This window comes from Pelagibius sp. (genome assembly GCF_965249265.1).
GTDB lineage: Bacteria > Pseudomonadota > Alphaproteobacteria > Kiloniellales > Kiloniellaceae > Pelagibius.
Genome location: NZ_OZ252224.1, coordinates 3,615,220 through 3,633,596, shown reverse-complemented (window position 1 = coordinate 3,633,596; position 18,377 = coordinate 3,615,220). Strand labels below are relative to the sequence as shown.

Sequence of the window (18,377 nt, the reverse complement as noted above, 5' to 3'; positions counted from 1 at the left end):
CCGGTTCTCCGCTATTGGGTGGCGCTTTGGGTTGTTTCCGCCGCTCCGGCGCCCAGGGCCGTTGCGGTGAAGGCCGTCATTTCAGCTTCCTGCGGATCGACGATGGAGCCGGCCCGTATCCGCTGAATGCCGTTCACCACCACTTTTTCTCCGGCGGCGAGGCCGCTTTCGATCACCCGCAGGCCGTCAATCAGTTGGCCGATGGTAACGCCGCGCTTCTCGACTTCGTTTTCCGCGCCCAGCACGTAGACGAAGCGGCCGGACTGGTCGGAACTGATTGCCCGCTCGGTCACCAGCGGCAGATCCTGGCGCTCGGCGACCGGCACCCTGACCCTCGCGAAGAGGCCCGAGATCAGGGCAGCGAAGGGCCCCGGATTCTCGAAACGGGCGCGGAGCTGCAAGGTGCCGGTTTCCGGGTTCAAGGCGGACTCGGCAAAATCGAGGATGCCAACGAAGGGATAGTCCTCGCGGTCGTCGGTCGCCATCTCGACCCGCAGGTTGCCTTGGGCCTCCGGCGCCGTGCCCGCGGCCTTTTCAGCTTCAGCCCTGTATTGCTCCATACCCGCCAGGAGATCGCGTTCGTTGATGTTGAAGTAGACGAACATGGGGTCGTTGGCGGTGATGGTGGTCAGCAGAGTTGCCTCGCCTTCGCCAACCAGATTGCCGACATCGACCATATTGCGCCCCACGCGCCCGGCGATGGGCGCGCGAATTTCGGTGTACTCCAGGTCCAACTCGGCCTGGCGCAGGGCCGCCTGTTTTACGGCTACTTCCGCCGCCGTGGTGCGGGCGGCGGCCTCGGCCTCGTCCAGGCTGGCCTGGGAGATGTTGCCGCGTTTTATCAGGGTTTGGGCGCGCTCCAGAGATCTGTCGGCTTCGACCTTCTGGGCCTGGGCGCTGCTGACCTCGGCCTTGGCGATCTCCAGATCGGCCTGATATTCGCGTTGGTCGATCATGAACAGGGGGTCGCCTTCGGCGACTTGACGGCCCGGCGTAAAGGACATGCTTCGAAGCTCGCCGGCGACGCGGGCCCGCACATCGACCACGGCGGCGGCCTGGGTCGTGCCGGTGAAATAGAGATAGTCGGTGACGTTCTGGACTGCCGGTGTCGCCACCGTGACCCTGGGCGGCGGCGGCTCTACGTAGGTGTTGCTTTCTTCACAGGCCGCAAGAACAAGCAGCATCAGGACCAGCGGCAGATTTCGTATCATGGTATTCAGGTCTCTACTTGCAATCGGCGACGACGGCCAGCATAGCGCAGGCTTTGGGGCGCTGGCTATCGGCCATCAAGAAAGAACCTGCGTCTCTTAAGAGCGTGCCTCTCCTTGAGAACCTACGGCAAACATAGGCGACCAAGTTTCAACTCTGTGGCTCTTTTTTATCGCAGAGCCTTTAGCAGGTCCCGTCTTAACGCTAGAATTGATTGCAGCGGTTGGAGTCTTCCGTAGGTCATATTTGTGAATGCTGATAGGCAATTGGGTCGAGGCGTCTTTTTATGGTTCATCTTTGCGTTATCCTGATGCCTAATGGCTGACAACCTAATCGTCGTCGACGATTTTCTGACCTACACCATCGGCATCGTGGTCTATTTTCTGGGCATGCGGCTGACCGGACGCATTGCCTTTCTGAGGGCCTATAACATCCCGGAGCCCGTGACCGGCGGCATACTCGCCGCTCTGGTGCTGCTCGCGGTCTACCTGGCGACGGGCCAGCAGATCGAACACGAACTGGAGACCCGAGACACCCTGCTGGTCTATTTCTTCACGGCCATCGGCCTGAACGCACGCTTTTCCGACCTCCTGTCAGGCGGCCGACCCCTGGCTATCCTGCTGGCGTTGACGCTCACCTACATTGTTTTTCAGAACGTCATCGGCCTTACCGTCGCTCAGGCGCTCGGCCAACCGAACGCCATCGGCGTGCTGGCCGGTTCGGCTTCGCTGATCGGCGGCCACGGTACAGCGATCGCCTGGGCGCCGGAGATTGCCGCCAATCATGGCGTGCCCAACGCCCTTGAGGTCGGCGTTGCCGCTGCGACCCTCGGCCTGGTGCTAGCCAGTTTGCTCGGTGGGCCGATCGCAAAGTTTCTCCTGGCGCGTCATGGCATTGCTGATGCCAAGGCTGACGGGCTCATGGTCGGCATCCCCCATGAGAAGGAGGACACCGAGCAGATCAACCACATCAGCATCATGCAGGTGATCCTGGTGCTGCACATCGCCATCATCATCGGCTACGCCGCCAACGAAGCGCTGGCCGAGACCGGCCTGAAGCTGCCGCTCTTCGTGCCCTGCCTGTTGGTGGCGATCCTGCTTTCCAATAGTGTCCCCTACCTGCTGCCCAGGATGCGCTGGCCGGCCCGCACCCGGGCCCTGGCCATCGTCTCCGACTTTTCCCTCGGCCTCTTCATCGCGATGTCGCTGATGAGCATGCAGCTTTGGTCGATCGCCGATCTTGCCGGCCCCTTGCTGATCCTGCTTGCCCTGCAGGCTCTGGCCACCGTTGCCTTTATCCTGCTCGTGCTCTTCCCTTTAATGGGACGGGATTATCTGGCGACGGTCCTGAGTGCCGGTTTCGCCGGCTTTGCCCTCGGCGCGACGCCGACGGCCATTGCCAATATGACCGCGGTGACCAAGACCCACGGGCCGGCGCCGACGGCCTTTATCATTTTGCCGTTGGTGGGTGCCTTCTTCGTCGACCTAACCAATGCCTTCGTTATCCGGTTCTTTCTGGCGCTTTAGATATCTTCGCCGAAAAACAGCAGGCAGCCGTCCGGGTCTTTGACATGGAACTCGCGCATGCCATAGGACTGATCGAAGGGTGGCCTGAGGCGGCCTTCCGGCAGACTTTCGAGTTTTGTCTTCATTCCGTCATAAAGCTGATCCAGGTCTTTCACGTGGAAATAGACAGCGATGTTGTTGGCGGTCGCCTTCAGGGCCCCGGGATCATCGCAGGCCAGCAATTGCAGACCGAAGCTTGGTCCGCTCATGACCATGGCAAAGCCGCCGTCGTCGGCCAGGAAGCGCGTTTCAAAGCCGAGGATATCCGCGTAAAAGGCGATGCTTGCGCGCACATCGCGCACCGGCACGATGGTCATTGCACTCTCGATTGCCGGCCCGCGCTCCTGCTGTGACATACCGATCCCCCTTATCGAAGCTTTAACCCGGTTTGGATCAAATCACTGTTGGTCGATGTGGAAAACAGTTGTTTGAGCCAGATGCCTGAGATTGTTGAGACTCGCCACGCCCGCCCGGCCGCAGTGTTGCGGTTTGCGGTGATCCTGCGGGGCGAAAATTTTGTTACCGATGGTGGTGAGGGAGAGCCCGAGCGCGTCGGATTCTATGTCGTGCGTACCGCAACAGCCGTCGATCAGGCGACCGCGGAGCAGTCAGCGCTGTTCGATCTCGAAGCGGAGATTCTCTCGCGTCCAAGCCTCAAGGCCTACTTTGCGGAAACCGGCACCATCGCCGTCGAAGAGGTTGCGCTGCTCGATGACGATATCGACGACAGCAACAGCGGCTTCATCTTCTATCGCATGGATGAAGGTTCACGCGCCTGACAGCCGCCTGACGCGGTGTCTTCCTTACCAAAGAGCGGTCGGTTTTGATCTTTGACTGATGATCTTTCTCGGCTGTACCCAGCGCGGCGTGAAAGAGTCGGGATCAATCTCCGACTGGTCTTTGAAAGAGATCCCCTGGTCGGTGAGATAAGACGCGAGCTGTCCGCTCTTGAAAGCCTCGAAAAGCTCGCTGCATCCGCCGATGAAGGTCTCACCAATAAAGATCTGCGGTATGGTCGGGGAGCCGGTGCGGGCGGTAAGCGCGCGACGAAGGCGCCCGCCCAGATCGTCTTTCTGAAAATCGACGGAGTCGAGATCGACCGAATGGTAAGGAATGCGCAGTTGGGCAAAGAAGCGGCGCACCGACCAGCAGAATTCGCACCATTCCAGGGCGAACATCACCACGGGCTTTGCCGGGTCTGCGATTATCCTCGTGAGGTAGTCGATTGCCTCTTCGTCGCTGTCGCCCCGGCTCTCTGCGGTTTTGTCCGAACGGTTGACGGGGGGTGGTGCAGTCGGCAGATCAAAGCGCGCGGAGGGCGTGGAAAGAGATATATCGATTTCCGTCTCGTTCATGTCGGCGTGTGTGTCCTCAAAGAGTACGGTGCTGAGGTAACGCTCGCCGGTATCCGGCAGCATGCAGAGTATGCTGCTGCCTTTAGGGGCCGTCCGGCCGACTTCAAGGGCGCCCGCAAGCGTGGCACCGCCGCTGATTCCGGTGAAGATACCCTCCTGCTGTGCCAGGGCGCGTGACAGACGCAGGGCTTCGTTGCCGCTCACCGGAATGATGCGGTGGACCAGCTTTGCCGCCAGCGCCTGCTCGGTCAGGCCGGGTATGAAGTCCGGGCTCCAGCCCTGCATAAGGTGCGGACGGAAATGCGGGTGGCTGCTGCTGTAGCTGCCGTCGGCATTGCGTTCCTGGCCGATGCCGCTGCCGAGGATCTGGGCATTGTCCGGTTCGCAGGCGACAACCTGGGTGTTCGGGCTTTCCGCCGCCAGGACGCGGGCGACCCCCTTCAAGGTGCCGCCGGTTCCGCAGCCGGTTACCCAGTAGTCGAGCGGACTGTCGGCGAAGTCGTCGAGAATTTCCCTGGCTGTCGTACGCGAATGCATCTCCGCATTGGCTTCGTTGTCGAACTGCCTGCAGAGGAACCAACCGTGTTTTTCGGCGAGTTCGGCCGCTTTTGCCAGCATACCGCTGCCCTTTTCGGCAGCCGGTGTCAGAACCACCTTGGCGCCCAGGAAACGCAGCAGCTTGCGCCGCTCGACGCTGAAGTTTTCTGCCATGGTGACGACCAGAGGATAGCCTTTGCGGGCGCAGACCATGGCCAGGCCGATGCCGGTATTGCCGCTGGTTGCCTCGATGACGGTTTGCCCGGGCGAGAGCAGGCCGTGGCGTTCCGCATCCTCGATAACGGCCAGGGCAAGTCGGTCTTTCACCGACCCCATGGGGTTGAAGGCCTCCAGCTTCGCGTAAAGCTTGATGCCGGCGGGGGCAAGCTTCTTGATTCGGACAATCGGCGTGTTGCCGATCGTGTCCAGAATGCTTTCAAACTTGCGGTTCATCTTGGTGTTCTCCTGGGAAATTAGGACGGGCCCGGTAGCGGCCTTGAGCAGTTGCCGAGCGCGGATGTCAGCGGCGATGCCCCGTGATGCTGCGGTTTCACCATTGTCAGCCGGCGACCAGCGGGGCGAGGGCGGTATTGATGCGCTGCGCCTGTTTTTCGGTGATGAGGTCGCCGAGAATGCGCTGGAAGGGTCTGTGCTGCGCCCCGGAGACGACGTACTGCCAGCGATAGGCGCCCAGGATCCCCTGTTCCAAACGCTGTTGTTCGTCTTCGGAAAGCCTGCGACCGCAGTTTTCGATGAAGTAGCGGGCGTCTTCACTTGCCTGGGCCTGCAACAGGCCGTCGACCGCACCGACAAGGGAAATGAACTCGTCCACCGCCTCCTCGCGCTGCTCGGCCGTCATCCCGGCGTCGATGCGCCGCAACTCCAGCTCGTCCATGATCGCGTGCTGGCTCTCTTCCTTCCAATGGAACAGGAAGACATCCTTGAACAGCGGCGAGAGCGTTTCGTCCGGTTCCAGGCTTTCACGGTAATGCAACTGGGTGAAGAGTTCGATATGCAGCGTCAGGACGAGAACCGCCCAGGTGCTCATTCCGAGCACGGCTTGCGCGACTGCGTCAGGGTCTCCGGTGTACTTATAGCCCCCCGGCATCTGATCGCCGGCCATCGCGTCGATGCGGCGGAACAGTTCCTGATGCTTCAACTCTTCGTCGCTGAAACGGACCAGAGCCTCCAAGGCCGTCTGATCGCCCAGTGCATGATCCCGGCTGATTTCGAGAACCTTGGCATTGATGAAACGTTCGACCAGGCCGAAGATGTTGGCATAGGTGCGACCTTGAATTTGGCTGAGGAAACGCTTCTCCTCGTCCGACAGAAAGCTCAGGCCGCCAACCTGTGAGAGGCCCTCCGGCAAAAATGTCTGTTCCATATCGAGCTTTCGGCCGCGGATAACATCCTCGTCGATGTCCCAGCGCACCCGCTTCGAGACCTCTATGCAGCGGGCAAAACGCGTTGTGTCGGAATCTGCGGTTTGGTTTTGCATATTTGTCTCCCTTCAGGTCTTCGGTTCTTGATCGGACAGCGTGCTAAGGCCCGTGCCGGAAAACGTTGGCTGCCGAAAAGGAGCCTTCGGTTTTTGATTGGCTTTCAGGAAGCTCACGATATGACGGTTGACCAGCTCCGCATGGCTGATCGGCCCCATATGTCCGGCGTTGGCAAAGGATTTGGTTTCGCAGTTAGGCAGGGCGCCCGACAGCAGGCGGGCCACCGCGGCGGTCGGCGCAGGCGCGAGGCTGCCGCGAAGGATGGAAACCGGGAATTCCAGGGCCTGGTAAGCTTCAAGCGGCGTGGTTTCCTCGATCAGTGCATGAAAGTCGAGCGGTGCTTTTGGCAGCCACTGGGTCAGGCCGCTCCTCAAAGAGGGGCGCAGGGTCGCCCAGGCGCCGGACCCGCTCCAGTAGTCGACAAAGGCTTCGGCGGCGCCGCGGTAATCGCCGGTGGCAAGGCCGCGGGCCGTTGCGTTGGCCACGGCCTTGATCTCGGCGAAGGTCTCGGCTTCGGCAGCGCCAACCAATCGCAGCAGATGAAAGGCCGAGGGTTCGTAGAGCGTCAGGCTGCTCACCGCCTGCGGCCGCTGCAAGGCGATGTGCAGGGCGACGCCGCCGCCATAGGAGTGCCCAACCATGTGGAAGGGTATCGCCATCGCGTCGATCAACTCGAGGATCGGGCGTGCTTCCTCGGCCAGACTGAACGGGCGGTCGCCGCTCCAGCCCCGGTGGCCGGCGGCGCCGTAGAAAGCCGGGGCGATCAGTTGAAGGGGAGGCTCGAGCGCTTCGGACAGGGCGCGCCATTGGCGGCCGTCAGCGCCGGAGCAATGCAGCGCGACGACCGGCTGCGTCGGGTCGCTATCGGGCAGCAGGAACGGAATCTTGTCGCTTTGGATGGTCACTCAGAGGCGCTTTCGTTACTGCGGCGGCCGCTCTGATATTGCCCGGCGGCAGGCCGGGGGAAATCGGGCAACTGTCCCGATTCCGGCTTTTTCCGGCGGTTTTGTTATGAGACAGTTGTCCCGAACGGCGGAATTCTGCGGCGTTTGAGCGGGGATCATTGAAACAGCAGATCAGATACACGCGCTCGCGGGATGGAACGGCATTGGCCTGGGCCAGCGCCGGCAAGGGGCGGCCGCTGGTTAAAACCGCCAACTGGCTGACTCACCTGGAGTACGATCTGGAGAGTCCCGTCTGGGCTCATTGGGTGCGGTTCTTCGCCGATCATTTCCGCTTTGTCCGTTATGACGAGCGCGGTTGCGGTTTGACCGACCGCCACGTCGAGGATTTGTCCTTCGATCGCTGGGTCGAGGACCTTGAGGCCGTGATCGATGCCGCCGGCATCGATGAGCCGGTCGACTTGCTCGGCATGTCGCAGGGAGCGGCAACCGCTTTGGCATATGCCGCCAAGCATCCTGACAAAGTATCGCGGATTATCGTCTACGGCGGTTATGCGCAGGGCTGGCGGGCCCGCGGCGATGCCGAGGGCGCAAGGTTCTACGATGCAATTGTCGAGATCACATCGCAAGGCTGGGCGCTGGAGAATCCGGTTTTTCGGGAACTCTTCACGAAGCGTTTTATCCCGGCCGGCAGTGATGAGCAGATCGACTGGTTCAATGACCTCTGCCGCAAAACCGTGGCAGCGGACATGGCGGCCCGGCTGCTGGCCGCGCGCGCCGATGTCGATGTCACTGCCTTGCTCGACCGGGTTACCGCTCCGGTTCTTTTGCTTCATCCTGCCGGTGACGAGGTGGTGCCCTTCGCGCAGGGGCGGAAACTTGCGAGCCGACTGACGGACGCTGAGTTTGTCAGCCTGGATTCCCGAAACCATATTGTCCTGAAGCAGGAGCCCGCCTGGACGCGCTTGAAGGAAGCGGTGCTGGACTTTACGGGAGAGACCTCGGCAGGCGGATTTGGTGCCTCGTCGGACATGGAGAACCTTTCGCCGCGTGAACAGCAGATCCTGGCGCTGATCTGCGAAGCCAAGTCCAACCCGGAGATCGCCGGCCTGCTGGGACTGTCGGAGCGTACCGTGCGCAATCACGCCTCCAACATATTCAGGAAGCTGGGCGTGAAGTCCCGCGCCGAGGCGATCCTTTACCTGCACGCTGGGCCGCGCCGCTGAAAGCAAGGCGCTGTCTCAATCACTTCTCTGTGATTTGCTTTGGTCTACCCCTCTCGGATTAGGTAGTGCACTCATAAATCTATTTTCAAGATCAGCGGTTTGTGATTCTGTGATGGTCTGGTTTGGCGTTCGGAGGAGAGCATGTCACGCTATGATCTTACGGAGCTGGAATGGCGGTTCATCCAACCGATTCTGCCGAACAAGGTGAGGGGTGTGCAGCGGCGCGATGACCGGCAGGTTCTGAATGGCATCTTCTACGTGTTGCGCACCGGCTGTCCGTGGCGCGACCTGCCCGGGCGCTACGGCCCCTATACCACTGTGTACAACCGCTTCCGCCGCTGGACCCGGGCCGGCGTCTGGGACCGGATCATGGACGCGGTGGTGGATGCTCACAACGGCGATGTGGTGATGATCGACGGCACGTCGGTGCGCGTGCATCACGCCGGGGCCACGCTCAAAAAAACGATCCCCGACGATGCATGGGTCGTTCACGTGGCGGTCTGACCACAAAAATCCACGTTCTGGTCAATGAATGGGGGCTACCGTTGAAGGTCCACCTGACGCCGGGACAGGCCCATGACGGGCCGGTGGCGCCGCTTCTGCTGGGGGACTTGCAACCCGGACAGGCTGTTCTGGCCGACAAGGCATACGACGCCAACCACATTCGAAACCTGATCTGGGAGAAGGGAGCGGAAGCGGTGATCCCCTCCAAATCCGACCGCAAGATACCGATCCCATTCGACCGGGAACTCTATCGTCAACGCAACAAGGTCGAGCGCTTCATCGGCCGTATCAAGAAATCCTTCCGGCGCATCGCAACCCGATACGACAAGACATCACATGCCTTCCTCGCCTTCATCAAAATCGCCGCTGTCAGAATCTGGTGCGAAGCTTATGAGTCCGCTACCTAACCCCGATAAGGCGCGCCCTACGCCATTGGCACTTTTCTTGCCAGCCAATTCGTGAGATAGAACTCACCGCTAAGTTGCCGCTAGCCTGAGTGAGAGGACGGAGTGGGACTCCGACTCTTCCGGTAGGAGCTGAGCAGTGACACAGCGAGTTCGGTTCACGCGATCGAAAGACGGGACAGCGTTGGGTTGGGCCAGTAGTGGCGAGGGGCCGCCGATGGTCAAAACCGCCAACTGTCCGACCCATCTGGAGATGGATCCACAAAGCCCGGTCTGGTCGCACTGGCTGCGCTTCTTCAGCGATCACTTTCATTTTGTGCGTTACGATGAAAGGGGCTGTGGGCTTTCCGACCGCGAGGTGGACGATCTTTCCTTCGAACGTTGGGTCGAGGATCTCGAGGCGGTAATCGATGCCGCCGGCATCGATGGCCCCATGACCCTTCTGGGCATATCGAAGGGGGCTTCGACGGCAATCGCCTTCGCGAGCCGGTATCCCGAGCGCGTTTCGCGTATCATCATCTATGCGGGCGACGCTCAGGGCTGGGCGGCCCGCGGCGATCCACAGGCCGCGCAGTTCTATCAGTCGATCTCCAATCTGGTGGCCCTGGGTTGGGAGCTTGAGAATCCCGTTTTTCGCGAACTGCTCACCAAGCGCTACATCCCGAATGGCAGTGAAGAACAGATCGGCTGGTACAACGATCTCTGCCTGCGCACCATGTCAGCCGCAACGGTGGAGCGGATCATGAAAGAGCGTGCCGATGTGGACGTGCGTGCCCTGCTTGCCCGCGTCGCCATGCCGGTCCTGGTGATGCATCCCAATATGGATGAGGTGGTCCCTTTCGAGGAGGGGCGCCTGCTGGCCAGCGGCCTGCCCGATGCGGAGTTCGTCGAACTGCATTCGCGCAACCACATCATCCTGCAGGATGAACCGGCCTGGCGACGCTTTAAAGAGGCGGTATTGGATTTCATGGACCGGATCCCGGCTGCCGGCGGCAGCGAGGTCGCTTTGACTCGTCTTTCGCGGCGCGAGCGCGAGGTCGTCGGCCTGATTTGCGAGGCGAAGTCGAACCCGGAGATTGCCAGCCTGCTCGGGCTGTCCGAACGTACCGTGCGCAATCACGCGTCCAACCTGTTCCGCAAGTTGGGGGTCAAGTCGCGGGCCGAGGCAATTCTCCATCTCCACGGCGCCTCCCGGCGCTAGAGCGGATTACACGGCCTCATCTGTATTGGCCCTGTGTCCGAGGGCGCGGCGCAAGCGGCGGTCAACCGGCTTGCGACGAAGATCTTTCGATCATCAGTGTCTGTCCAAGCCCTGTAACTTCTTCTATCAACAGATCGAGATCGCGCCGCTGTGTCCGATGGTTGTTGATCGCCACCCTCAGACAGTGAGCGCCGTGAACCGTTGTGTCCGACAGCGCCGCTGTACCGTTTTCCTGCAATCGCAGCATTATTTCCGTGTTGATGGCGGCCAGCTCTTCGGTCGTCAAGCCGCCGGGATTGTAGCGGAAGCAGACAATGTTGATGTTGGTCGGCACCGCAAGTTCCAACGCCTCGTTTTCTTCAATGCCCTCGCTCAGGTACTGAGCCTGGGCGATGTTCTGATCGATGAGACGGCCAAACTTTGTTGCGCCGTGCTCCTGCAAAGCCATCCAGACCTTGAGAGCTCGGAATCCGCGAGAAGTTTGAAGGCCATAGTCGTGAAGCCATGTGCCCGAGGCGACTCCCCGCTCTTTCTGTTCCAGGTACTCCGGCGTCAGGGTAAAGGTTTGCAGATGCTTGGCGGCATCACGGACAAGAACGCAGCCGACTTCGAAGGGCGCGTGCAACCACTTGTGCGGGTCGAGTGCGATTGAATCCGCCTTGTCGATGCCCGCGACGCGGCCTTTATTGCCGGGTGCGATCGCGAGCAGGGCGCCGATGCAGCCGTCCACATGAAACCAGAGCCCTTCGCGGCGGCAGACCGCAGCGATCGCCTCAAGATCATCGATTGCGCCGGTATTGACGGTACCGGCGTTTGCGATGACACAGGCGGGATTTAAGCCGGCTTCGCGGTCGGCGCGTATGGCGTCTGCCAGTACCCCAAGGTCAAGTGTCAGATCGGCCGCGGTCGGAATGAGCTTCAATGCCGCATTGCCAAGGCCCAGGGTCTCGACCGCCAGTTGGTGACAGCCGTGCATCTGATCGGAAGCATAGTAGCGCAGGGGTTTGTCCAGGGCCTGAAGGCCATGCTCTCTGAGATCGCAACCTGCCATCACATTCCGGGCGACGGCCAGTCCTATCAGATTGGCCATCGAGCCGCCGCTGACGAGTGTGCCGCTGGCGCTCTGCGGAAAGCCCATCATTTCCTTGCACCAGTTTACAACCTGGTCATCGATGAGTGCCGCCGCGTGATTGCCGCCGCCCAGGTTGGAGCCGAGAACGGCCGCAAGAAAGTCACCCAGGGCGCCCGTGAAGTTGCTTGATCCCATGTACCACATCCAAAATCGCGGGTGGATGTTGCCCATGGGATAGGGAAGCATGTTCTCGGCCAGCGTTTCATAGATCTGGCCGAGCGGCGTCGGATCGTCCGGCAGTGATTTGGCGAAAGTGGCCTTGACCTGGTCAGGCATCGGCTGCCAGATCGGCCTCTGCCGCACATCGCGTACATGGTTGATGCTGTCGTCGACAATCCTGTGGGCGAGTTCACGCATCTCGTCCCAGTTCTGGGGGTCGAGTGTTTCTTCTTCAAGACTCAACGTAGTTTCCTCTTCGATACTCGGGTGACGGGCATGGTGACCGGTGTCGTCCACCGGGGTGAAAACGAGCCTCTTGTCCATCTCCCGATCGGCATGACTGCCGCTTAAGTCGCCGGTCCCAGCGGCGGCGGGGCAAATCCGCGGAGGCAGCATACCCTGCCGGCATCTGCCTGCGAAGTGCGTACTATATCCAACCACTGATACGCTGGCCCTAACTCCAAACGAATCAAATGGTTCCCGCCTCCTCGTGTGACTGGCCGGGCGGCTTTTCCATCCGTAACAGTGTCCGCAGGAGATTGGCATAGCCGCGTGCATCGTCGATTGAGAGGTGGCTATGCGGCACATGGCCGAGCCAGTCCGGCGGATAGTCCTCGGTCCTGCAGGCGGTGAAGTCCCAGCCGGTGCGTCCGGCGGCGAAGGCCTGGATGCAAAGTCCGGCGGTGTGGAACAGACGTTCACCGGTCCACGGCCCTTTCAGCATCCTGATACCGGTAAAGCGCCGGAGGTAGTAGTCGATCCAGGCGCCGTCGAAGGCCAGGGGATGGGCGGCGAAAACAGGTTGTCCCGGCAGGCTCCGCACCCAGGCGGCGTAGCGCTGCATCACCCCGTCCGCCTCTTCCGGGTTCCGCGTTGCGGCGGCCCAAGCTTCCGGGAAACCCTGAAACCAGTTGATGGTGATCGGGTCCTCACCGGCTTCCGGCAGGGTTTCCAAAACAGCTTCGAAACTATCGATCTCGTCACCTTGGGAACCGAGGGCAACCGAAGCAAAGGCGAGCATCGAGTGCTCTCCGGGCGTCGGCCCGTTCACCTCGATGTCGGTGACGACGTAGGTGAGGTCCATCACACTTCGTAGCCTGCGGCGGCCAGCGCCTCGCCGGCCACTTCGCGATAGAGGGCGTCGCATTCCTCGTCGAAATGGTTCTTCCAGTCGCCGGCGATGCCTTTGCGCAAGAAAGACCTGGCATCGGTCTCGCCGGGTTCGCGACCGCCCGAAAGGGTCTGGAAACTGTTGCGGCGGACGACCTCGGCGATCGTTGCGTCAGAGACATCGCAACCGAGCCAGTCGAAGAGCGCCGTCATCTCCCGCCCCGTGTCCGTCAGCATGTTCTCGTAGCGCAGGGAGAAATGACGGCCGGGATGGTCGGCGGCGTCTTTCTGAAACTTGGCCGCGGTGTCGCGCCAGGTGGCCGCATGTCCCTTGATACGGCCGATGAAATCGGCCCGGTTTTCCGCCGCGAGGGGCTCGCGGTCCGGATAGAGGTGGAACCAGAGCGAGACATAGCAGTCGCGCCCGTCGCGGATCGTCGAGATGATCCGCGCATCGGGCAGAATGGCGCGCCAGGAGACCAGGTCGCGTTTGTAGTCCGGGTCCTTGTCGCCGACCCAACGCAGCGCGGCAGTCTTGCCGGCTGCTTCAGCCCGGCGCTGAACCGCCGCCAGGCGGTCGAGGAAAAAGTACTGCATGGCCGCGAGAAGCTGTGGCTTGCCGAGGGTCTCGTAGACCGCCTGTTCCTTGTAGATCTTGTCGTTGGTCTTGGTGAGGGCTGTGTTGTATTCGCGGATCGCCGGGGCAAGCTGTGTGAGTAGGACGTTCAGCTTGCTTTCGCCCCCGCAGGCGACTTCCGGATGACTGTCCAGCAGCCGCTGCAGCCAGGTAGTGCCCGACTTTGTGACGCCGGTGACGATGAAGAGGCCGGCCCGATCAAGGAGAGGACGAAGCGCCTCGGCACCCGATAACAGTTTCACGTTTCAGTTTCCCCTGCGGCAGGATTGCGCCTGCGCTTCTGGTTATCGGTCGGCGTGGCGAATGTCCACCGGTCAATCACGGTTTGGCGCAGGGGCAGTGAAAAGGGGCGGTAAGACCTGGGGTTCGGCAAACTCCGATTTCCACCAAGTTTCGTGTGAAACATCGCCGCAGGATGGTGCGGCGTTGCCGCCCGACGGCGGGCTTTCGGGCAAAAGAGCTTGAATCGGAGCCGCGCGCCAGTCATTAAAGGAGTATGCCGTAAAAATCTGTGCCGCGCTGTCGTGACCGACGGGCGCGGCTGCGGCGTCAGGTGTTTTGGGGCGTTGCTCAGCGGGCGGAACCCGTTAGCGCGTTCCCAACGGTGGGTGATTTGGTGCGCGGTCTCCCAAAGACCGCAGGGCAGACAGGGGAATTCCATCACATGAAGATCGCGATACCCAGGGAGCAGCGCCCTGATGAGGCGCGAGTGGCCGCTTCGACGGAGACTGTGAAAAAGCTGATAAACCTGGGCTTTGAGGTGGCGGTCGAGACCGGGGCGGGAGAGGGTGCGGCCTTCACCGACGAGGCTTACACGGCTGCCGGCGCCACGATCACCCCGGATGCCACGGTGGCTTTTGGCAATGCCGATGTCATCGCCAAGGTCCGCCGTCCGCTGCCGGACGAACTGAGGGGCCTTAAGTCGAGTGCCCTGCTGATCTCCATTATCGATCCCTTCCGGGCCGGCGACGAACTGCAGGCCTTGCAGGGTGCCGGTGTCACCGCCTTTGCCATGGATCTGATCCCGCGCATTACCCGGGCCCAGTCGATGGATGTTCTCTCCTCCCAGTCGAACCTGGCGGGCTACAAGGCCGTGCTCGACGGCGCTGCCGTTTACGGCTCCGCCTTTCCGATGATGATGACAGCGGCGGGGACCGTGCCCCCGGCCAAGGTTCTTGTCATGGGCGCCGGGGTTGCCGGCCTGCAGGCCATTGCCACGGCCAAGCGCCTGGGGGCCGTCGTCTCGGCGACCGACGTGCGACCGGCGGCCAAGGAACAGGTGGAGAGCCTGGGCGGCACTTTCGTGGCGGTCGAAGACGAGGAATTCAAGCAGGCCGAGACCGCCGGCGGCTATGCCAAGGAAATGAGCGCGGAGTATCAGAAAAAACAGGCGGAGCTGATTGCCGAGACCATCAAGAAAATGGACATGGTGATCACAACCGCTCTGATCCCGGGGCGTCCGGCGCCCAAGCTCGTCTCGGCAGAGATGGTCGCTTCCATGAAGCCGGGTTCGGTCATCGTCGATCTGGCGGTGGAAACCGGCGGCAACTGCGAGCTTTCCGAAGCCGGCAAGGTGGTTGAGAAGGACGGTGTGAAGATTGTCGGCCACACCAACGTGCCCGGCAGGCTGGCGGCCGATGCCTCGGCACTCTATGCCCGCAACCTCTACAACTTCGTCGAATTGCTGGTCGACAAGGAAAGCAAGGCCCTGGCTATCGACTGGGAAGACCAGATCGTTTCCGAGACCTGTATCGTGCGCGACGGCGAGCTGGTGCATCCGGCTCTGGCGCCGAAGCAAGAGGCCCCGCCACCGGAACCTGAAACGGCGCCCGAACCTGAGCCTGAGAAGAGTGAGGCGGGTTCGGAAGCGGCGGAAACCGAGTCCAACGGGCCCAAACCCAACGGCGAGCAGGGAGGCTGACGGTCATGGCAGGCGAGAACTTCGCAGAACGGGCAACGGAGATTGCCAACGAAGCACGCGAGCTGGCAAACGACGTCGCGTCTTTGGCCGTCGAGGCAAGCCGCCTCTCTACGGAAGCGGCGGGTCAGAGTGAAACATCGGCCCTGGTGGTGGGGCTGACGGTTTTTGCCCTCGCCGTCTTCGTCGGCTACCACGTCGTCTGGCGTGTCACACCGGCGCTGCATTCGCCCTTGATGGCGGTGACCAACGCCATTTCCTCGGTGATCATCGTCGGCGCCCTCATAGCCGCGGGTCCGGCGGAGTTCGGCTTCAGCGAGGTGATGGGTTTCCTGGCCGTCATTCTCGCGTCGGTCAACATCTTCGGCGGCTTCATCGTTACCCAGCGCATGCTGTCCATGTTCAAGAAAAAGAAATAAGGGGGCTGGACAATCATGAACGCTGATCTCGCAGCGCTGCTGTATCTCGTCGCCTCGATCTGTTTCATCATGGCGCTTCGCGGCCTGTCGCATCCGACGACGAGCCGCGCCGGCAATCTCTACGGCATGGTCGGCATGGCCATCGCCATTCTCACCACCCTGGCGACGCCGGGCGTTGTGAGCTATTCGCTGATCATCGTCGGCATGCTGATCGGTGGTGCCATCGGTACCGTCATCGCCCTCAGGATCCAAATGACGGCCCTGCCGCAGCTTGTCGCGGCTTTCCACTCCCTAGTCGGTCTGGCGGCAGTCTTCGTTGCCGCTGCGGCCTTTTACCGGCCCGAAGCCTATGGCCTCGGCGTACCCGGTGACATCAAGGTCGGCAGCCTTATCGAGATGTCGCTCGGCGTCGCGATCGGTGCGATCACCTTCACCGGCTCGGTCGTCGCTTTTGCCAAGCTGCAGGGCCTGGTCACCGGCAAACCGCTGATCTTCCCGATGCAGCATCCGCTGAACGCAGCTCTGGGCATCCTGACGGTTGTTCTGATCGTGCTGCTCTGCATCGATCAGTCCGGCTGGGTGTTCTGGCTGATCGTTCTGATCGCCCTGGCGCTGGGTCTGTTGCTGATCCTGCCGATTGGCGGCGCCGACATGCCTGTCGTCGTCTCCATGCTGAATTCCTATTCCGGCTGGGCGGCCTGCGGCATCGGGTTCACGCTGCAGAACAATCTGCTGATCATTACCGGGGCGCTGGTCGGCTCCTCCGGCGCCATCCTCAGCTACATCATGTGCAAGGGGATGAATCGCTCGATCTTCAACGTCATCCTCGGCGGCTTCGGCGGTGAGACGGCGGCCGCGGCCGGGGCCGGCGACGACGAAGACCGCACCGTCAAGTCCGGCGCCGCCGATGACGCCGCTTTCCTGATGAAGAACGCCAACAAGGTCATCATCGTGCCGGGTTACGGCATGGCGGTCGCCCAGGCCCAGCACGCCCTTCGGGAAATGGCTGACATCCTGAAGAAAGAGGGCGTCGATGTGCGCTATGCCATTCATCCGGTCGCCGGGCGCATGCCGGGCCACATGAATGTGCTGCTGGCAGAGGCCAACGTGCCCTATGACGAGGTCTTTGAGATGGACGAAATCAACCGCGATTTCGCCGCCACCGAAGTGGCCTTCGTCATCGGCGCCAACGACATTACCAATCCGGCGGCCAAGACCGATCCGGCCTCGCCGATCTACGGCATGCCGATTCTGGATGTCGACAAGGCAGGCACGGTGCTGTTCATCAAGCGGTCCATGGCCAGCGGCTATGCGGGCGTGCAGAACGAGCTGTTCTTCCGCGATAACACCATGATGCTGTTCGATGACGCCAAGAAGATGTGCGAGAACATCGTCAAGGCCCTAGAAGCGGACTAGGGGGAAGCGGACTAGGGGAGGCGACCCGATCCCGCTTCTGCGCCGATAGAGGTCGCAGTCGGAACAGCCCGGGCTCTCGCCTTGTTCTGTAATATCCTCTGCGGGCCACGTAAGGCCCTGATTCGCTTAAGGACATTCGAGAGGCTATGAAAAATCAGAGCAAGATTCCCGCGACTGTCATCACCGGCTTCCTGGGCGCCGGCAAGACCAGCGCCATCCGCCATCTGTTGCAGAACGCCAAGGGTCGCCGCATTGCCCTGGTGATCAACGAGTTCGGCGATCTCGGCGTCGACGGCGAGATCCTGAAAGGCTGCGGCATTGAGGACTGCGGCGAAGAGGATGTGGTGGAACTGGCCAACGGCTGCATCTGCTGCACCGTGGCAGACGACTTCCTGCCGACCATTCAGGCCCTGCTCGACCGGGCCGATCCGCCGGATCACATCGTTATCGAAACCTCCGGCCTTGCTCTGCCTAAACCGCTGGTGAAAGCCTTTGCCTGGCCTGAGGTGCGCACCCGCACCACGGTTGATGGGGTGATCACGGTCATCGACGGCCCCGCCGTGGCCGACGGGCTCTTCGCCGGTGACCCCGAAGCTGTGGCGGCCCAGCGCGAAGCCGACGAGAACCTGGACCATGAAACCCCGCTGGAAGAGCTTTTCGAGGAACAGCTCGCCTGCGCCGACATGGTGGTCATCAACAAGGCGGACATGCTGGACGATTCCCAGCTTCAGTCCGTTGAAGCCACGGTCGCGCGCCATCTGCGCCCGGCGGTGAAGAGCCTGCGCAGCAGCCATGGCGCCATCGACGCCTCGGTTCTGCTGGGCCTGGAAGCGGCGGCGGAGGACGATCTCGATTCCCGTCACTCCCATCACGATGCCGCCGGCGAACACGACCACGACGATTTCACCAGCTTCTCGGTCGCGCTTGACGAAGCCGAGGCGCCGGAGGCCTTGCTGGCGAAGCTGCTGCCGGTCATCGCCGAGCACGGTGTTCTAAGGGTGAAGGGTTTTGCGGCCGTGGCCGGCAAGACCATGCGCCTGGTGGTTCAGGGCGTTGGCGACCGGCTGCAGCACTACTACGACCGCGACTGGCAGCCGGGCGAGGAACGCGCCACTCGTCTGGTCATCATCGGCGAGACAGGCCTGGACGAAGCTGCGATCCGGGCCGCGCTCGCAGGCTAGTCC

The 18,377-nt window shown here is 61.7% G+C and carries 17 protein-coding genes; 9 read left to right on the top strand and 8 right to left on the bottom strand.

What is annotated here, in order from left to right; all coding sequences use genetic code 11:
* Positions 1-11: 11 nt before the first annotated feature.
* Entirely contained in the window at positions 12-1,211 is a 1,200-nt protein-coding gene (locus ACP146_RS17355) for an efflux RND transporter periplasmic adaptor subunit (RefSeq protein ID WP_422368008.1), read from the bottom strand.
* A 315-nt stretch (positions 1,212-1,526) separates the two neighbouring features.
* Between ACP146_RS17355 and gltS the strand changes: the two genes are divergently transcribed.
* Positions 1,527-2,735: a sodium/glutamate symporter gene (gltS, locus tag ACP146_RS17350; RefSeq protein WP_422368007.1), complete on the top strand. Its 1,209-nt coding sequence runs from the start codon at positions 1,527-1,529 to the stop codon at positions 2,733-2,735.
* Here the strand turns inward: gltS and ACP146_RS17345 are convergent.
* On the bottom strand, positions 2,732-3,130 hold the full coding sequence (locus ACP146_RS17345; protein ID WP_422368006.1) for a bleomycin resistance protein: 399 nt from the start codon (positions 3,128-3,130) through the stop codon (positions 2,732-2,734). The two genes, gltS and ACP146_RS17345, sit on opposite strands and share 4 nt — an antisense overlap.
* A gap of 81 nt (positions 3,131-3,211) precedes the next feature.
* Between ACP146_RS17345 and ACP146_RS17340 the strand changes: the two genes are divergently transcribed.
* Positions 3,212-3,553, top strand: a complete 342-nt coding sequence (locus ACP146_RS17340) for a hypothetical protein (protein ID WP_422368005.1) — start codon at positions 3,212-3,214, stop codon at positions 3,551-3,553.
* 24 nt (positions 3,554-3,577) lie between these two features.
* Here ACP146_RS17340 and ACP146_RS17335 read toward each other — a convergent pair whose 3' ends face one another.
* The 3 genes from ACP146_RS17335 to ACP146_RS17325 form a co-directional block, all read right to left on the bottom strand.
* A complete protein-coding gene (locus ACP146_RS17335; RefSeq protein WP_422368004.1) occupies positions 3,578-5,119 on the bottom strand; it encodes a pyridoxal-phosphate dependent enzyme in 1,542 nt (513 codons plus the stop codon).
* A 106-nt stretch (positions 5,120-5,225) separates the two neighbouring features.
* Complete coding sequence (locus ACP146_RS17330; protein WP_422368003.1) at positions 5,226-6,164, bottom strand: hypothetical protein; 939 nt, start codon at positions 6,162-6,164, stop codon at positions 5,226-5,228.
* Between the two features lie 12 nt (positions 6,165-6,176).
* On the bottom strand, positions 6,177-7,070 hold the full coding sequence (locus ACP146_RS17325) for an alpha/beta fold hydrolase (protein ID WP_422368002.1): 894 nt from the start codon (positions 7,068-7,070) through the stop codon (positions 6,177-6,179).
* Between the two features lie 203 nt (positions 7,071-7,273).
* Here ACP146_RS17325 and ACP146_RS17320 point away from each other — a divergent pair, with 203 nt between their 5' ends.
* From ACP146_RS17320 to ACP146_RS17310, 3 genes are all read left to right on the top strand, one after another.
* Entirely contained in the window at positions 7,274-8,293 is a 1,020-nt protein-coding gene (locus ACP146_RS17320) for an alpha/beta fold hydrolase (RefSeq protein ID WP_422368001.1), read from the top strand.
* Positions 8,294-8,434: 141 nt separating this feature from the next.
* A protein-coding gene (locus ACP146_RS17315) for an IS5 family transposase (protein WP_422368000.1) occupies positions 8,435-9,204 on the top strand; the annotation gives its coding sequence in 2 pieces (ribosomal slippage) (positions 8,435-8,756 and positions 8,756-9,204; 771 coding nt in all).
* Positions 9,205-9,418: 214 nt separating this feature from the next.
* Positions 9,419-10,402 carry an alpha/beta fold hydrolase gene (locus ACP146_RS17310; RefSeq protein WP_425032923.1) on the top strand — a complete coding sequence of 328 codons (984 nt, stop codon included), beginning with the start codon at positions 9,419-9,421 and terminating at the stop codon, positions 10,400-10,402.
* 61 nt (positions 10,403-10,463) lie between these two features.
* Here ACP146_RS17310 and ACP146_RS17305 read toward each other — a convergent pair whose 3' ends face one another.
* The 3 genes from ACP146_RS17305 to ACP146_RS17295 form a co-directional block, all read right to left on the bottom strand.
* On the bottom strand, positions 10,464-12,017 hold the full coding sequence (locus tag ACP146_RS17305; protein WP_422367998.1) for a pyridoxal phosphate-dependent decarboxylase family protein: 1,554 nt from the start codon (positions 12,015-12,017) through the stop codon (positions 10,464-10,466).
* A gap of 145 nt (positions 12,018-12,162) precedes the next feature.
* A complete protein-coding gene (locus ACP146_RS17300) occupies positions 12,163-12,777 on the bottom strand; it encodes a hypothetical protein (RefSeq protein WP_422367997.1) in 615 nt (204 codons plus the stop codon).
* Complete coding sequence (locus ACP146_RS17295) at positions 12,777-13,682, bottom strand: sulfotransferase family protein (protein ID WP_422367996.1); 906 nt, start codon at positions 13,680-13,682, stop codon at positions 12,777-12,779. The genes ACP146_RS17300 and ACP146_RS17295 overlap by 1 nt, the downstream gene beginning before the upstream one ends.
* A gap of 422 nt (positions 13,683-14,104) precedes the next feature.
* On the opposite strand from ACP146_RS17295, the gene ACP146_RS17290 reads away from it, so the two are divergent.
* From ACP146_RS17290 to cobW, 4 genes are all read left to right on the top strand, one after another.
* A complete protein-coding gene (locus ACP146_RS17290; protein ID WP_422367995.1) occupies positions 14,105-15,361 on the top strand; it encodes a Re/Si-specific NAD(P)(+) transhydrogenase subunit alpha in 1,257 nt (418 codons plus the stop codon).
* A 5-nt stretch (positions 15,362-15,366) separates the two neighbouring features.
* Positions 15,367-15,777 carry an NAD(P) transhydrogenase subunit alpha gene (locus ACP146_RS17285; protein ID WP_422367994.1) on the top strand — a complete coding sequence of 137 codons (411 nt, stop codon included), beginning with the start codon at positions 15,367-15,369 and terminating at the stop codon, positions 15,775-15,777.
* A 15-nt stretch (positions 15,778-15,792) separates the two neighbouring features.
* Positions 15,793-17,193 carry an NAD(P)(+) transhydrogenase (Re/Si-specific) subunit beta gene (locus tag ACP146_RS17280; RefSeq protein ID WP_422367993.1) on the top strand — a complete coding sequence of 467 codons (1,401 nt, stop codon included), beginning with the start codon at positions 15,793-15,795 and terminating at the stop codon, positions 17,191-17,193.
* Between the two features lie 146 nt (positions 17,194-17,339).
* Entirely contained in the window at positions 17,340-18,374 is a 1,035-nt protein-coding gene (gene cobW, locus ACP146_RS17275; protein ID WP_422367992.1) for a cobalamin biosynthesis protein CobW, read from the top strand.
* Positions 18,375-18,377 lie beyond the last annotated feature (3 nt).

Bases quoted from the DNA above. Each gene is read 5' to 3' on its own strand.
- ACP146_RS17355 (WP_422368008.1), bottom strand. From the start codon at position 1,211: ATGATACGAAATCTGCCGCTGGTCCTGATGCTGCTTGTTCTTGCGGCC.
- gltS (WP_422368007.1), top strand. From the start codon at position 1,527: ATGGCTGACAACCTAATCGTCGTCGACGATTTTCTGACCTACACCATC.
- ACP146_RS17345 (WP_422368006.1), bottom strand. From the start codon at position 3,130: ATGTCACAGCAGGAGCGCGGGCCGGCAATCGAGAGTGCAATGACCATC.
- ACP146_RS17340 (WP_422368005.1), top strand. From the start codon at position 3,212: ATGCCTGAGATTGTTGAGACTCGCCACGCCCGCCCGGCCGCAGTGTTG.
- ACP146_RS17335 (WP_422368004.1), bottom strand. From the start codon at position 5,119: ATGAACCGCAAGTTTGAAAGCATTCTGGACACGATCGGCAACACGCCG.
- ACP146_RS17330 (WP_422368003.1), bottom strand. From the start codon at position 6,164: ATGCAAAACCAAACCGCAGATTCCGACACAACGCGTTTTGCCCGCTGC.
- ACP146_RS17310 (WP_425032923.1), top strand. From the start codon at position 9,419: ATGGTCAAAACCGCCAACTGTCCGACCCATCTGGAGATGGATCCACAA.
- ACP146_RS17305 (WP_422367998.1), bottom strand. From the start codon at position 12,017: ATGGACAAGAGGCTCGTTTTCACCCCGGTGGACGACACCGGTCACCAT.
- ACP146_RS17300 (WP_422367997.1), bottom strand. From the start codon at position 12,777: ATGGACCTCACCTACGTCGTCACCGACATCGAGGTGAACGGGCCGACG.
- ACP146_RS17290 (WP_422367995.1), top strand. From the start codon at position 14,105: ATGAAGATCGCGATACCCAGGGAGCAGCGCCCTGATGAGGCGCGAGTG.
- ACP146_RS17285 (WP_422367994.1), top strand. From the start codon at position 15,367: ATGGCAGGCGAGAACTTCGCAGAACGGGCAACGGAGATTGCCAACGAA.
- ACP146_RS17280 (WP_422367993.1), top strand. From the start codon at position 15,793: ATGAACGCTGATCTCGCAGCGCTGCTGTATCTCGTCGCCTCGATCTGT.
- cobW (WP_422367992.1), top strand. From the start codon at position 17,340: ATGAAAAATCAGAGCAAGATTCCCGCGACTGTCATCACCGGCTTCCTG.